The following is a 13901-nucleotide window of genomic DNA, read 5'->3' as shown; positions in this document are numbered from 1 at the left end:
CATCGCATACTCGCGACCATAAACACAGCATTGACCTATGCTGGTGAACGCGTGTGGCTCATTTTCGAGGGATTCTTATGTTTTACGTGCAACGTGATGCACAGGGAGTGCTGAGTCGCGTGGAGGCCGCCGCCTTTGCCGATTCGACCGAAACCCTGCCGGCCGATCACCATGAGATCCAGGCCTGGTACGCCAACGAAGTGGTGGAAACCAGCCTGGCCCAGCTCAAACAAAGTGACATGGAGATGATCCGGGTACTGGACGACTTGATTCAGGTACTGACCCGCAAGGGCGTGATCAGCGTCACCGACCTGCCCCCGGCGGCCCAGGCCAAGCTGATGGACCGTAACCATGCACGGGAAGCGCTGGGTGGGTTGAGCCATCTGATCAATGATGAAGAGACTGGGTTGATCTAATTTCTTAAAGTCGAACCGGATCGAAATGTGGGAGCTGGCTTGCCTGCGATAGCATCACCTCGGTTTGCCTGATACACCGAAGTGATGCTATCGCAGGCAAGCCAACTCCCACACAAGCCCGCACACACATTGGATTTGCATCACTTCCAGGACGCAGGCTCACCAATCAACTGCCCCTGCACACCGAAAATCCCCATCTCGCGAATCACCTTCAATTCACCTTCGGTCTCCACGCGCTCGGCAATCAACGGCAAGTCGATGCTGTGGGCCGCGCGCTGGATCGCTTCGATAAACAGGCGTTTGTCGCTTTCCTGGTCGATGGCGCGGATGTAGCTGCCGTCGATCTTCAGGTACGCCAGGCCCAGGCGTGCCAGGTTGCCGATCATGCTGAAGCGCCCACCAAAACGCTGCAGACTGAGGGAGAAGCCCAACTCGCGCAGGCGCTGGGTCAACTGCTCCAGCAGAGCCTGCTCGGGTAATTGTTCTTCGCCGATCTCCAGGGTCAAGCGCGGGCCGAGGTTGCTGTGCTGGCGCAGCAACTCGACAATCCGGTTCAACGCCTGGGCGTCCTGCAAGGTGGCCGCCGAGAGGTTCAGCGCCAGGCTGTGCGTATGGCTGGCCATCTGCTTGAGCACGTGTTCGAGCATCAGTCGGTCCAGGCGTGCAGTCCAGCCGAAACGCTCAAGCCACGGCAGGAAACGCCCGGCCGGGATGGTGTGGCCGTCGTCATCCTGCAAACGCGACAGCACTTTGTAGTGCAGCACCAATTGCGGGTCCTGGCTGGCGACAACCGGCTGGAAGTACAGCTCAAAACGCTGGTGGGTAAGGGCCTGGTCCAACAGCGTGTGCCAGGCATGGTGATCGTCACCGACACTGGCGGCGGCGCTGTGGTCCAGGCACACCCAACTGCTGTCGCCCTGCCCTTCGGCCTGGGCCAGAGCCTGGTCAGCCAGGGTCAGCAATGCCTGGGGCGAATCACCGTGGTTGAATGGCGCAAGGCCAATGTAGGCCACCGGCGTGACGTCACTGGCACTGGTGGCCTGCAGGCTGAGCAGGGTGCTTTCAAGGTTTTGTGCCAATTGCAGCGCTTCTTCACGCACCAGCCCGGGCGCCAGCACCGCGAACTCACCACCACGAATACGGGTGACGAGGTTGTGGGTTTCCGGGTAAGGCTCACACTGGCGCAACAATTGTTCGCCAACCGCTTGCAGCAACTGGTCGGTGCGCTGGCCACCCAGGCGTTGGTTAAGGCCGGCCAGGTCCTTGACTCGTAGCAGCAGCAGGTAACCGGAGTTGGTGTCTTCCGGGTTACTGACGCGGGCGTTGAGCTGCATCTCGAAATAACGCCGGTTGGCGAGGCCGGTCAGGTTGTCTTGATAGGATTCAATGCGCAATTTTTCACTGCGCTCGGCCTGCTCCTGGAACAGCGCCTTGAGTTTCTCGACCATCTGGTTCATGGCCTGCACTACGCGCCGCAGTTCCGGCGTGCGGGGCAGATCCGGCAGGCTGAGAAACTCGCGGCGGGCGATGGCGTGGGACTGTTTGACCATGTAGTCCAGCGGCTTCAACTGCCGACGAAGCAGCAATGCACCGAGCACCGCACTCACCGCGCCGCACAGCAGCAACCAGCCCAGGCTGCCCAGGGCGCTTTGCCAGAGCTTGGCCAGGGCGAACATCGGGTGGCTGACCACCTCCACGCGCGCCGCCTGCTCCCAGCCGCGGTTGACCAGTGCATCGCCGCCGGCCGGTTCAAGGCCGATCAGCTTGACGAACCAGTTGGGCACGCCGTTGTTGTCCGGGATGCCGCTGCGTTCGACGATGGTTTTGTCGGTGGCTAAATCCACCACGCGGATGCTGGCGTAATAGCCACTGTCGAAAATCGAGCTGACCAGCAACTCCACCATCGCCGGGTCGTCGATATTGGGCGTCAGCGACAATGCCAGCGCAGTAGCCGCGTCCTGTGCATGGGAGCGCAATTGGTTGACGTATTGGGTGCGCGAGCTTTCCAGGCTGACCATGAAGCTGCCGCTGAAGGCGACCACCAGGAACAGACAGATTGCGATCAATAGTTGTTTGAACAGTGACATCCGATCAGTTACTCCTAGTTGGCAGGCTCGGCCGGGAAGCCTTCCGCACGCATTTTTTTCAACACATCCTGCCAACGCGACAAGCGTTTGGTATCACCGACTTTCTTGTTGCCCTTGGCGCCGGGCAGGTACAAGCCCTCGGCGTTGAATGAGTACACCGGCACCAGGTCGGTACGGCGGGTGGCCGGCAGGATCTCATCCATCAGGCTGTCGAGCACCAGCGGGATGGCATCGGGCGTCGGGTAATACGTCAGCACCATGTGCGCGCGATTCTGACGCAAAGCCTTAACGTAAGTAATGCGCAATTTGTCGCTGGAGACGCCCAGGTGGCGCAGGCTGAAATACTTGGCGATTGCGTAGTCCTCGCAATCTCCTGCACCCTTCCACAGCGCTTCGATGGGGGTTTCCCAATAGTCGACCACGTGCCAGAGGTCGATGTCTTCTACGTAGCTCATTTGCTTGTTGAAGAACAGGTTGACGACCTTGAGCTGCTCCTGTTCATCGACCTTCTTTTCAGTCGCCAACAGGCGCTGCCAGGCGTCGATGCGCTGTTGGCCCTCGCCGAGCGGCCCGTACAGAGCCGTGGCTTTGCGGCTGATCTGCGAGAAATCCCAATCGGCATGCAGCCCGCCGGGCATCAGGCCAGCGAGCAAAGTCGCTGAAAGTAGCCAGCCGACTATTCGAGAGGGAATAAAACTTACCGCCAAGGCGTTCAGTCCGTGAAGGGAGACGGAATTTCAGGGATGGTGAAGCTTCGATCAACAAAAAACAATGGCACAGTGCAATCATTCATGAGGGGTTCGAGTTTATAAACACCGTTTGTGGGACTCACAAAGTTCCGCCTGTAAGCCCTTACAAACTGAAACTTTGGCTGTTTGACAAGCGCGCGACCCATCTCTAGTGTGCTTTGGATCCAATTAAACACACTCCATTCAAGAAGGGAGGATAGCGTAACCGTGACGCAGAAGCCGAACCCATTAAGCAGCATCAAAATCAGCGGGCCTATTCCCGCCCATCTTGCACGCGCCGTTATTGAAGAAACGTTGCGCAATGCCATTCTCGACGGCAGGTTGCCCTGTGGTACCGCGATGCGCCAGCAAGAATTGGCCAGCCTGTTCGGCGTCAGCCGCATGCCCGTGCGCGAAGCCTTGCGCCAGCTGGAAGCCCAGTCCTTGCTCCATGTGGTAACCCACAAAGGTGCTGTGGTTGCGCCGTTGATCCAAGACAATTCGGCCGAGACCTATGCCCTGCGCATGTTGCTGGAATCCGAAGCGCTGCGCCTGTCAATTCCGTTGCTCACCGACGCAGACATTGCCGAGGCTGAAGCCTGCATCAATGCGTTGGAACAAGAGCGTGACTATGCCGAGATTGGCCGGCTCAATCGGCTGTTCCACATGGCGTTGTATGGCAAGGCGCCCAACCAGCGGTTGCTCAATCTGGTTGCGCACGGCTTGAATGAGGAGGAACGCTTTCTGCGCTTCAACCTCGAAGCGATGGGCCTGGGCGAGACATCCCAGGAAGATCACCGTGAATTGCTGAACCTGGTGGTGCACAAGAAAGTCGACGAAAGCATCCTGACGCTACGCAATCACCTGATGCGCGGCATGGAAGTGATCAATACCTACCTCGATAGCCTTGAGGGCACCGCAAAAAAAACTTCACAGTAAGGGTCTACACCGCCCTTTCTTGCCACGTTAACGCTATGGGGTATCTATCCTCTCAGGAAGTGCCCCATGTTTATGCGCCACGCTGAGATTAACATTCAAATAAGCCCACGCTTGTTAAAGAAACTTCTCACACACTTGCACACTACTTGATCACGACTAGTTGCTTCCCGCAAAAACATTTAATACTTTCATCAGTTTATCCAAACGTTTAATCGGATTATTATCTTTCACCCATAAAAGAACACTTCATTCGGCAGTGCCAACCTATGTCAGGTTAGCGCTGTACGCGTGGCTTGCCTAAACGCAGGCCATCCGCTTTTCATTACAAAACCCCATTACTGTTTCCAGAGCAGTCGCAACAACTTATAGGCGTCAACCATGCATCAACATTTGCTTGAACAAAAAAAACTACAGCTATGCAGCCATCCGTTATTTGCAGAAATAACTTCACTTAACAAGTTACAAATTTTTATGGAGCAGCATGTATTTGCTGTTTGGGACTTCATGAGCTTGGCTAAACGCCTGCAGCAGGATCTGACATGCATGCAATTGCCGTGGCTGCCACCCGTTGACCCGCAGAGCGCACGGCTGATCAATGAAATAGTGCTTGGCGAAGAGTCAGACGAACATCCAACGCGTGGCCACTGCAGCCACTTCGAGCTATATCTGGAGGCGATGACCGAGACCGGCGCAGATACCTCAGCCATCCAACGCTTCATTGAACTGCAGCGCCAAGGCGTCCAGGCAGATGCTGCGATGCAAAGGGTCAATGTACGCCCTGGCGTAACGCGCTTCGTCAGCAGCACCTTGCAGATCGCGCTGAACGCGCCCGCCCACTGTGTGGCAGCGACGTTCCTGCACGGCCGCGAGAGCGTCATCCCATCGATGTTCGAACGTATTCTGCAGGGCGACGCCTTCATGGCGCGTCAGGCACCGCTGTTCTGTCACTACCTCAGCCGTCACATCGAACTGGACACCGAGGATCATGGCCCAGGCGCAGAGCAGTTACTCCAGCGCTTGATCGGTGCCGACCCCAAACGCCAACGCGAAGCGGATGAAACCGCCATCAGCGCCATAGAAAACCGCCTCGGTTTCTGGGACGACGTGCATGCCTCCCTACACGAGGTGCGACCATGAACACCGCAGACTACCGCTCGTTTGCCGAAGATTGGGAACGTCGCGCCACCATCCGCACGCGCCCCCGGCGCCTGCTGGAAAACGACGATCGCTTGATCTTTCCGCTCTGCCGCCAACCCTTGGTGCTAAACGCAACTTTTGTCGAGCATTGCCCGCAGTGGCGCGACTTCGTGTTGACGCAAAGTTTCTACAAATTCATTAATGACGTGGTGATCTTCGAAACCGAGATCGTCGACAAGACCGCCCGCAGCATTGCCAAGAATCGCTTCGCACTGCCCTTCCCCCTTGCCTGTCGCATTGATGCGATGACGGTCGTGGTCGATGAGGATTACCACGCGCTGGTCGCGTTGGACTTCCTGCAACAGACCATTGAACTGACCGGCATACAACCGCTCGAGCTGCCCACGCAAATCGAACTGAGCCGGGCCTTGCCGGCCGCCCAGGCGCTTGCCCCGCAACACCTGCACGACGCTGTAGCGTTGATTGGCGTGGCCATCGCCGAGAACACCGTCACCCACGATGTAGCGGCGTTTGCCAAGGACGATAGCGTCAAACCTTCGATTCGCGGCTTGATGGCCGACCACTTGTTTGACGAGGGGCGTCACGCCCAGTTCTGGACGCAGCTGGTGCGTCTCTACTGGCAGGCGGCTAGCCCGGCAGACCGCGACAGCATCGCCGCAGTCCTGCCGACCTTCTTGACCCACTACCTGACCAACACGCTGCACAAAGGCTTCGACCTTCAGCTTGTCGAGCACCTGGACGTAGGCACCGACATCCGCCAGGCACTACGCGACGAAGTCACGGCCCTGCACTTTCCCATCACCCGCCAGCACCCGCTGCTCGGCAATATCATGGGGTTCCTGCATAACAGCGGCGTGCTGCACACGCCAAGCGTCGCCCGCGCGTTGAGCGACTACCTGCCCGAGTCGGGGAGGCAGACATGCGACGTCTGAGTATCGGATGGGCCGGCACCAGCCACGCCCTGATTGCGCTGAAGCAAGTGCTCGAAGAATACGGACACGCCAGCGTGACACAAGCCTTCGACCTGTTTATCGAGGACGGCACTCAAGCGCCGCTCGCATACTGTGCCGCAACCCGATGGTTAAGCCTGCGGTTGGGTATCGGCCCGGTGTACGAAGGCGGCCTGCCCTCACTGCAGTTACGCTGCTATGACCGTGACCAACGCGTGCTGGCGGTACATAACGTTGCCGAGGAGCCCAGCGGCAACGGCCAGCGATTGCGCCGGCAGGCGACAAGCTCACTCGTGGAGTGGGCCACCTCGCTGGTCAGCGGCTTCTCGAGGGATGCGGGCTTTTTTGCCGCCAGCAGCACCATTAACCTCTGGCCTGAGCAAAGCTTGCACGGACTGGACGCCCTTGCGTTTATGCACCGGTTCAATCGCACCGACCAGCCAGCATTGTTGCTGGCTGCCCAGGTGCCGATGATCGAGCGATTGCAGGCCGGTCTGCACGCCTTCGCCGAGCGCCCGGCGCTGAACATCGCGGGTAGCGTGCTGACCTACCGCCAATTGCAGCTTCGCGCCTTGTCGATCCAGCAACGCCTGCACCCTCTACTGGAAGGCGTTGAGACGCCGGTGGTTGGCGTGTGCCTGGAAAAGTCCGTCGAGTTGTATGCCAGTATTCTCGCAGTACTCGGTTGCGGCGCGGTGTATCTGCCACTGGCTCCGGATCATCCGCCGCAACGCCAGCAGGCCATGCTGGAACACAGCGGCGCCAAGGTATTGCTGGATGACGGCCGACACCCTTTGCGCGAGCAGTTCACGACACTGAGTGTCGGCAATATTGACTCCAACCACGCCGACATCACGCAGCCATTGATACAACGCCGCCCCGACATCGACGCTCCGTGCATGGTGCTGTTCACCTCGGGCACCACCGGCCAGCCCAAAGGCGTACTACTGAGCCAGGGCAATCTTGCGCATTTCACCAGCTGGACCGGCGCCAGCCTGGCGTTGGATGAACACAGCCGTGTCCTGCAGTTTTCGCCACTGAGTTTCGACTCATCACTGATCGATATCTTCCCGGCCCTGATCGCCGGTGCCGAGTTGATCGTCCCAAGCGAAGAGCAGCGGCGCGACCCTCAGCAACTGGTCGAGTTGATTCGCCAACAGCGCATCAGCCATGGTTTTTTGCCGCCGGCGCTACTGAGCATCCTACCGTTGGAAGAGCCCCTGGGCCTGACCCATCTGTTGACCGGCGGCGATGCCTGCGAGCCCTATGTGATCGAACGGCTGGCGGGCCAGTGCCGGTTGCACAACCTCTACGGCCCTACCGAGACCACGGTGCTGGTCAGCCACCGGACGTTGCGCCCCGGTGACAGCAATCGCAACGTGGGGCGCCCCATTGCCAACAGCCAGGTGCTGATCCTCGATGACGCGCTGCAACCGGTGGATGAGCAGGTCATGGGCGACCTTTACATCACAGGCCCTGGCGTAGGGCTGGGGTATGTGACCGCGCCGCCGCCCGGGGGCAACCCGTTCGTTGAGCTTACGTTGCCGGGCGGCCAAGCGCTGAGGGCCTACCGCAGCGGTGACCGGGCCAAATGGACGGCGGACGGTATAGAGCTGGGCGGACGACGGGACGATCAGGTGAAAATCCGGGGCTTTCGCGTCGAACCCCAGGAGATCGAACAGTGCCTGCGCAGCAGTCGGCTATTTCGCCAAGTGGCGGTGGTGATCGACCGTGACCGACGGGTTTTAGCTTTTGCCGCCCAGCCCGAGGCCGACGCAACGGTGACGGATCTGAAGCAGCATGCAGAGCAGTGGTTGCCGGCTTACATGCAACCCGAGCGCTGGACAGAGCTGCCGGGCATGCCCTGCACCGGCAATGGCAAAATTGACCGCCAGGCGTTGCTGACGGTGCTCGGGCACGCGACGCCACGCACCGCCCGCGCCTCGGCGCAAACGCCGCTGCAAACGCAACTGGTGACCCTGTGGAGCGAGTTGTTGGGCGTGCCTGGCGTTGATCTTTGCATTGATGAGAGTTTTTTCAATCTGGGCGGCCATTCCATCTTGCTGTCGACCTTGCTGCTGCGATTGCGCGAACAGTTTGGCCGCAGCCTTTCTTTGAACCGTTTTTTTGAAGCACCGACGATTCGTTCGCTTGCCTTGCTGATGGAAGACGCCGCACCGTCTTACACACCGTCATGCCAGATGGAAAAGGACGCATGCCAGGCGCTGAATGTAGAAATCCTGCCAGAGCGGTCCGCTGGGGATCCGCGCAAGGTGATCGTCACGGGTGCAAACAGCTTCGTGGGTGTGCATCTGGTCGAAGCGTTGTTGGCGGGTGGAGCACAGGAGGTGGCATGCCTGGTGCGTGAACGCCCGGGGCACTCGGCGCCAGCGCGGTTTGCACAGGCACTGCGCGAGTACCACCTGGAGCATCTGGACCTGAGCCGTGTGCAGGTTTATGCCGCTGACATGAGCCAGCCTCGTCTGGGCCTGGCCTGCGATGTCTATGACCACCTCGCCCGAAACCATGGTGTGTTGGTGCACAACGCCGCCAGGGTCAACCATGTGCTGGACTATGCCTCACTCGCCCGGGATAACGTCGAACCCGTGCTTGAGTGCCTGCGCCTGTGTGAAACCCACAGCAAGAAAGTCTTCAACTTCATCTCGACGCTGTCAGCCTGCAGCAGCATCGACGCTCAGGGTCACATCCTCGAAGCACCGGCCGTGGCCACGTTGCCGCTCTACCTCAAGAATGGCTACAACCTTTCCAAGTGGGTTGCCGAGCGGCTGCTGGGGCGTGCGGTCGAACAAGGTGCCTGGGTGAATATTCATCGACCGGGGAATATTGCGTTCAACAGCCACAACGGTGTTTGCCAGCCGCAAAACAACCGCCTGATGCTGATGCTCAAGGGGTCGCTGCAGTTGGGCTTCGCGCCCAGCCTGGAAGTGAATTTTGACTTGATGCCGGTGGACTTTCTCGCACGTTTCGTCGCGTTTCACTGCAGTCAATTCGCGGCACGGCGAAACGTCTTCAACCTGCATAACCCGCAGCCTTTGAGCTGGGACCATTACCTGGATGCATTCAGCCAGGCCGGCCATCTTTTCGAACGGGTGAGCGTCGCGCAGTGGCAAAAGATGCTGCCAACGGTGGGGCCTGATAACGCGCTGTTTGGCGTACTGGGTTTTTACCTGGATGACCTCGCGGAAGATATCAGCGACGTCTCGATGATTTGTCACGACAACGCACGCCAGGGTGTGGCAGCGATGGGCGAACAGTACCCGCGAAAGGACCCTGCGCTGTTGCGCAAAGGCTGCGACCACCTCAAGGCCATTGGCTTTCTTTGACAGGACTCCTTATGGAACCGCTGCAACCCGATACATTGATCCGTAACCCGAATGGCGCGCCGCTGATAGCGTGTGTTGACGTCGCGTGCGATGCCGCAAGCCTGTGGAGTGTGGTGGGAAATTTTGCAGGCTTTGATGCCTTCATTCCTGCCCTGTCGCACATCGAAATGACGGGAACCGGCGTAGGCGCATTACGCACCAAATTTTTCCATGATGGGCATCGCGTCGTTGAGCAACTCAACAGCCGTGACGACGAAGCGATGTGCATGACGTGGACCACCCTCTACAACACCTTGGGGGTCGCGCGGCTATGGGCCGCCATGCGTGTGGAAGCACTTGGCGCCAAACACGCCAGGGCGACCTGGACGCTGATTGGCGAACCGGTTGATATACCGCAGGCGGAGTTCGAGCAGTTTGCGCAGGCTTTTGCCGACAGCGCCTTGGAGAATGTGCGCCGGATGTTCGACTGATCAGCAGGAGCGAGAGGCCTCGCTCCTGCCAAGCCGGGTCAGATCTTGAAGCTGTCGACCAGTTGCTTCAATCGACTGGCCTGCTGCGACAACGCATCGCAGTCCTTGAGCGTTTCGTTGAGGTTGACGACACCTTGCTGGTTCAACAGATTGATCTGGTTGATATCAACGTTGAGGGTTTCAACCACTGCGGTCTGCTCTTCGGTAGCCGCCGCAACCGATTGGTTCATGCCATCGATCTCGACGATTCGCTGCGTCACGCTGACCAGGCGCTCACCCGCCTGGTTGGCCACTTCAACGCTTTCTTCGCTGGAGACCTGGCTGGCGTTCATGGTGGTCACGGCTTCACGCGAGCCCACTTGCAGCGAAGTGATCATCTTGTGGATCTCTTCGGCCGATTCCTGGGTACGGTGCGCCAGGTTGCGCACTTCATCGGCAACCACGGCAAATCCGCGCCCGGCTTCACCGGCACGCGCAGCCTCGATCGCCGCGTTGAGCGCCAGCAAGTTGGTTTGCTGAGAGATGCCTTTGATCACATCCAGGATGTGCCCAATGTTATCGGTGCTGGCGTTGAGGGTTTCGATCTGCGTACAGGACAAGCTGATCTTTTGCGACAGTTCCGACATGGCCAGGATGGTTTGCTCCACCACCTTGCGCCCGTCATCTGCTTGCTCGCTGGCACCGCTGGCATGTTGCGATGCATCGGCTGCGTTGCGGGCGATTTCCTGGGTGGCGGCGCCCAGTTCGTTGATGGCGGCTGCCACGCTGTTGGTGCGCGCGCTTTGCTCGTCCGAGCCGATGATCGAAGCGTTGGAGGACGCCATGACGCGCTGCGACAGGTCGTGCACCTGACGCGTAGCCGAAGACACTTCGGAAATCGAGGCATGGATGCGCTCGACGAACTGGTTGAACGCACTGCCCACTTCGCCGAACTCATCTTTGCTGGTCACGTCCAGGCGGCGGGTCAAATCGCCTTCGCCCTGGGCGATGTCCTGCATGGCCACGCCCATAGTGGTCAGCGGGCGCAACAGCACTTGAATCAGCAGGCTGAGCAGCACGGCGATCGCCACCACGGCGATCAACATGGCGATCAGTGCCGATGTACGGAATTTACTCAGTGGTGCGTAGGCTTTGTCTTTGTCGATCGACAGGCCGATGTACCAATCCGCGCCCGGCAAACCGCTGATCGGGGTAAATGACAGAATACGGTCCTGGCCGTTGAGTACAACGTCCTGGCTGACCTTCTCGATACGCAGGCTGGTGCCAGGGTAGATATCCTTGAGGTTCTTCATCACCTGGTCCTGGTCAGGACTGACGATGACCTGGCCATCGGCGCTGACCAGGAACGCATGGCCAATACCCCCGAAGTCCACCGAATTGATGATCTTCACCAGGGTTTGCAGACTCAGGTCACCGCCGACTACGCCGAGCAGCTCGCCGTTCTTTTTGACCGGCAGGGCGATGGTCACGATTTGCCCGCCAACCGCCGCCATATAAGGCGGAGTGAGCATGGTTTTATCGGCCGCGACCGCCTGCTTGTACCAAGGGCGCTGACGAGGGTCGTAATCGTCGGGCATCTTGGCGTCAGGGCGCTGCGTAAATACGCCGTTGGTTTGGCCGACATAGGTGAACTGGAAGTTCGAGGTGAGCGCGGGCTGGTCGACCAGCCCTGGCAGGTCAGCACCGCTGCCCTGGTGAGCAACGTTTTGCGCCAGGCTTTCGAGGACCAGGATGCGGCCACTGAGCCAGTTCTGCACGCTGCTGGCCGTGAGTTCGCCCGATTGTTGAATGGACGACTCAAGGTTTTGTTTGATGGTGCTGCGCTGCAGGTAATCGTTGTAGAGGGTAAATAGCGCGAAGGCCAGAACCACGACGCCTGACGCGGCCAGTAGAATTTTATGACTGAACTTGAGATTCATTTCATCGACTTCTTTTGCCAAAGGGGGGTGAGCGTGCCGAGTGGAACATTCCATGTAACGGGATAGGCGGACTCTTCGGCCGCTCTATTTCGGTGCACGCATGGCTCGTCAGGCTTTCGGCCACTTCAGGAGAAATCTTAGAGATTTGTGAGAAGCATCCTGATTTTGAGTAGGAAACCGACCAGCGGTAGACGCTCAGGGTTCGGCGCTGCAAATTTTTTCTGCCCTCGCGACAATGCGACTAATTGTCATTTGTGACACTTGGCCAGGCCTGTGTGAGTGCCCTCTACTGACTACATTGCGCGCGAAAGGGTTGTACACACGCTTTGCAGCACCCACCACAACTGGCTCAACACTTGTCTGCGCAGTCGCTTGGGCAAGGGCGGCGATTCCTGGGGCGCATGCGGCACTGGAAAACGTCGCACAAGGCTTGGGCCGACGACGGGCACTGAAGGTGTTGTCGAGTGTGGTGTTGGTGGGGTGCGCGGCGTGGATAAGCCGGGGCATGACCGGCTGGCAGCGCTGGACCTCCGATTTCGCAACCGCCACCGGCGAGCGGCGCAGCGTGCAATTACCGGACGGCACACGCCTGCAACTCAACTCCGACAGTACGGTGTACCTCACCTTCAATCCGCAACAGCGCCTGATCACATTGGTGCGCGGGGAAATCCAGGTGACCTGCGGTTCGCTATCGTCAGCACCTTTGCTGGTACACACTCGCCACGGCTTGCTCGAAGGCATCGATGGGCGTTTTACCGTGCGCCAAGACAGCAAGGCGTGGTCAGCGGCAATGTGGCCATCCATTCACCGCAGACGGCCGATGGGCTGATTGTGACGCGAGACATGCGCCTGGCTGACTTGGTGTCGGAAGTGGAGCGCTACCGTCAGGGTTACCTGGGCTGTGCGGCGGATATCGGCGACTTGCGGCTATCAGGGGTTTTCCGTTTGGACGACACCGACAAGTTGCTGGCGATCGTTGCGCAAACACTGCCAGTTCAAGTGCGCTATCGCACACGTTGGTGGGTGAGCCTGGAACGCCAGGCCTGACTTTTTCAGCTTTTGTTGGCGGCTTTTTTCCGTGAGTCCGGCTTAGACAGTAAGCCTCTTTATCTGCCTTGACCGGCCTCTACGGACCTTGATCATGACTGTGCGCTTTCTCAACGACTCACCAGACTCCTCCTACCATACGTTGTTTGACGCTTCAGGAGGATACGACTTGGGCAAAGTGGGCTTGAAGGGTGTGGATGTAAGGCTCAATGCCAACAACCTGACCAATGAGAGTTATGTGGCGTCCTGTGCCAGCCTGAACTTTTGCTATCTGGGTGAAGAGCGTAATGTCAGTGCGACGGTCAGCTATCAGTTCTGATCCGTTAAAGCTTCTAACAAGCCGGCGCCTGATTCCTGGTGCCGGCTTTTTTGTGGGTGTCGTCAGGTTGCCTTTGTCCGGCCCAGACGTATATGTGGGCGATCTGCAGCCGGGGCATTATCATCCCCCCTAAACGACAAAACCCCTGTCTGCGTTAGCAGACAGGGGTTTTGGAATTTAATCTTGACGATGACCTACTCTCACATGGGGAAACCCCACACTACCATCGGCGATGCATCGTTTCACTGCTGAGTTCGGGATGGGATCAGGTGGTTCCAATGCTCTATGGTCGTCAAGAAATTCTGTGTACCAGCCCGTTGCGCTTGCAACGTGCCGGTGAAATTCATGGACTTCTACATAAACAAAACCCCTGATTGCGTTAGCAATCAGGGGTTTCGGAATTTAATCTTGACGATGACCTACTCTCACATGGGGAAACCCCACACTACCATCGGCGATGCATCGTTTCACTACTGAGTTCGGGATGGGATCAGGTGGTTCCAATGCTCTATGGTCGTCAAGAA

9 protein-coding genes, 2 rRNA genes and 2 pseudogenes are annotated in these 13901 nt (G+C 58.6%); 8 read left to right on the top strand and 5 right to left on the bottom strand.

Features of this window, described 5'->3' with window-relative positions; translation table 11 throughout:
- Positions 1-77 precede the first annotated feature (77 nt).
- Positions 78-416, top strand: coding sequence for a hypothetical protein (locus tag HBO23_RS20135; RefSeq protein ID WP_017134430.1), 339 nt, complete (start codon positions 78-80; stop codon positions 414-416).
- 140 nt (positions 417-556) lie between these two features.
- On the opposite strand, the gene lapD is transcribed toward HBO23_RS20135, so the two are convergent.
- On the bottom strand, positions 557-2503 hold the full coding sequence (lapD, locus tag HBO23_RS20130) for a cyclic di-GMP receptor LapD (protein ID WP_170039336.1): 1947 nt from the start codon (positions 2501-2503) through the stop codon (positions 557-559).
- 14 nt (positions 2504-2517) lie between these two features.
- A complete protein-coding gene (gene lapG / locus HBO23_RS20125; RefSeq protein ID WP_017134432.1) occupies positions 2518-3210 on the bottom strand; it encodes a cysteine protease LapG in 693 nt (230 codons plus the stop codon).
- Between the two features lie 249 nt (positions 3211-3459).
- Between lapG and HBO23_RS20120 the strand changes: the two genes are divergently transcribed.
- The 5 genes from HBO23_RS20120 to HBO23_RS20100 all read left to right on the top strand — a co-directional run bounded on the left by HBO23_RS20120 (position 3460) and on the right by HBO23_RS20100 (position 10092).
- A complete protein-coding gene (locus HBO23_RS20120; protein WP_017134433.1) occupies positions 3460-4170 on the top strand; it encodes a GntR family transcriptional regulator in 711 nt (236 codons plus the stop codon).
- Positions 4171-4548: 378 nt separating this feature from the next.
- Complete coding sequence (locus HBO23_RS20115; RefSeq protein WP_017134434.1) at positions 4549-5307, top strand: DUF3050 domain-containing protein; 759 nt, start codon at positions 4549-4551, stop codon at positions 5305-5307.
- A complete protein-coding gene (locus HBO23_RS20110) occupies positions 5304-6260 on the top strand; it encodes a diiron oxygenase (protein WP_170039334.1) in 957 nt (318 codons plus the stop codon). Before HBO23_RS20115 ends, HBO23_RS20110 begins: the two co-directional genes overlap by 4 nt.
- Complete coding sequence (locus tag HBO23_RS20105; protein WP_170039332.1) at positions 6248-9622, top strand: amino acid adenylation domain-containing protein; 3375 nt, start codon at positions 6248-6250, stop codon at positions 9620-9622. Before HBO23_RS20110 ends, HBO23_RS20105 begins: the two co-directional genes overlap by 13 nt.
- Positions 9623-9633: 11 nt before the next feature.
- Positions 9634-10092 carry an SRPBCC family protein gene (locus HBO23_RS20100; protein WP_170039330.1) on the top strand — a complete coding sequence of 153 codons (459 nt, stop codon included), beginning with the start codon at positions 9634-9636 and terminating at the stop codon, positions 10090-10092.
- Positions 10093-10130: 38 nt separating this feature from the next.
- Here HBO23_RS20100 and HBO23_RS20095 read toward each other — a convergent pair whose 3' ends face one another.
- Entirely contained in the window at positions 10131-12011 is a 1881-nt protein-coding gene (locus tag HBO23_RS20095) for a methyl-accepting chemotaxis protein (protein ID WP_017134438.1), read from the bottom strand.
- Between the two features lie 385 nt (positions 12012-12396).
- On the opposite strand from HBO23_RS20095, the pseudogene HBO23_RS20090 reads away from it, so the two are divergent.
- A pseudogene (locus HBO23_RS20090) lies at positions 12397-13058 on the top strand (FecR domain-containing protein); the annotation flags it as partial.
- 136 nt (positions 13059-13194) lie between these two features.
- Positions 13195-13377: pseudogene (locus HBO23_RS20085) on the top strand (hypothetical protein); the annotation flags it as partial.
- Between the two features lie 181 nt (positions 13378-13558).
- Here the strand turns inward: HBO23_RS20085 and rrf (HBO23_RS20080) are convergent.
- A 5S ribosomal RNA gene (gene rrf, locus HBO23_RS20080) occupies positions 13559-13674 on the bottom strand.
- Between the two features lie 109 nt (positions 13675-13783).
- Positions 13784-13899: ribosomal RNA gene (rrf, locus tag HBO23_RS20075) — 5S ribosomal RNA — on the bottom strand.
- Positions 13900-13901: the final 2 nt, after the last annotated feature.

Origin of the sequence: Pseudomonas sp. WS 5532 (assembly GCF_012985445.1) — a bacterium.
In the GTDB taxonomy this organism is placed as follows: Bacteria; Pseudomonadota; Gammaproteobacteria; order Pseudomonadales; family Pseudomonadaceae; genus Aquipseudomonas; species Aquipseudomonas edaphica.
Note: the sequence above shows the minus strand (reverse complement) of the source record. Positions and strands in the feature narration are given on the sequence as shown.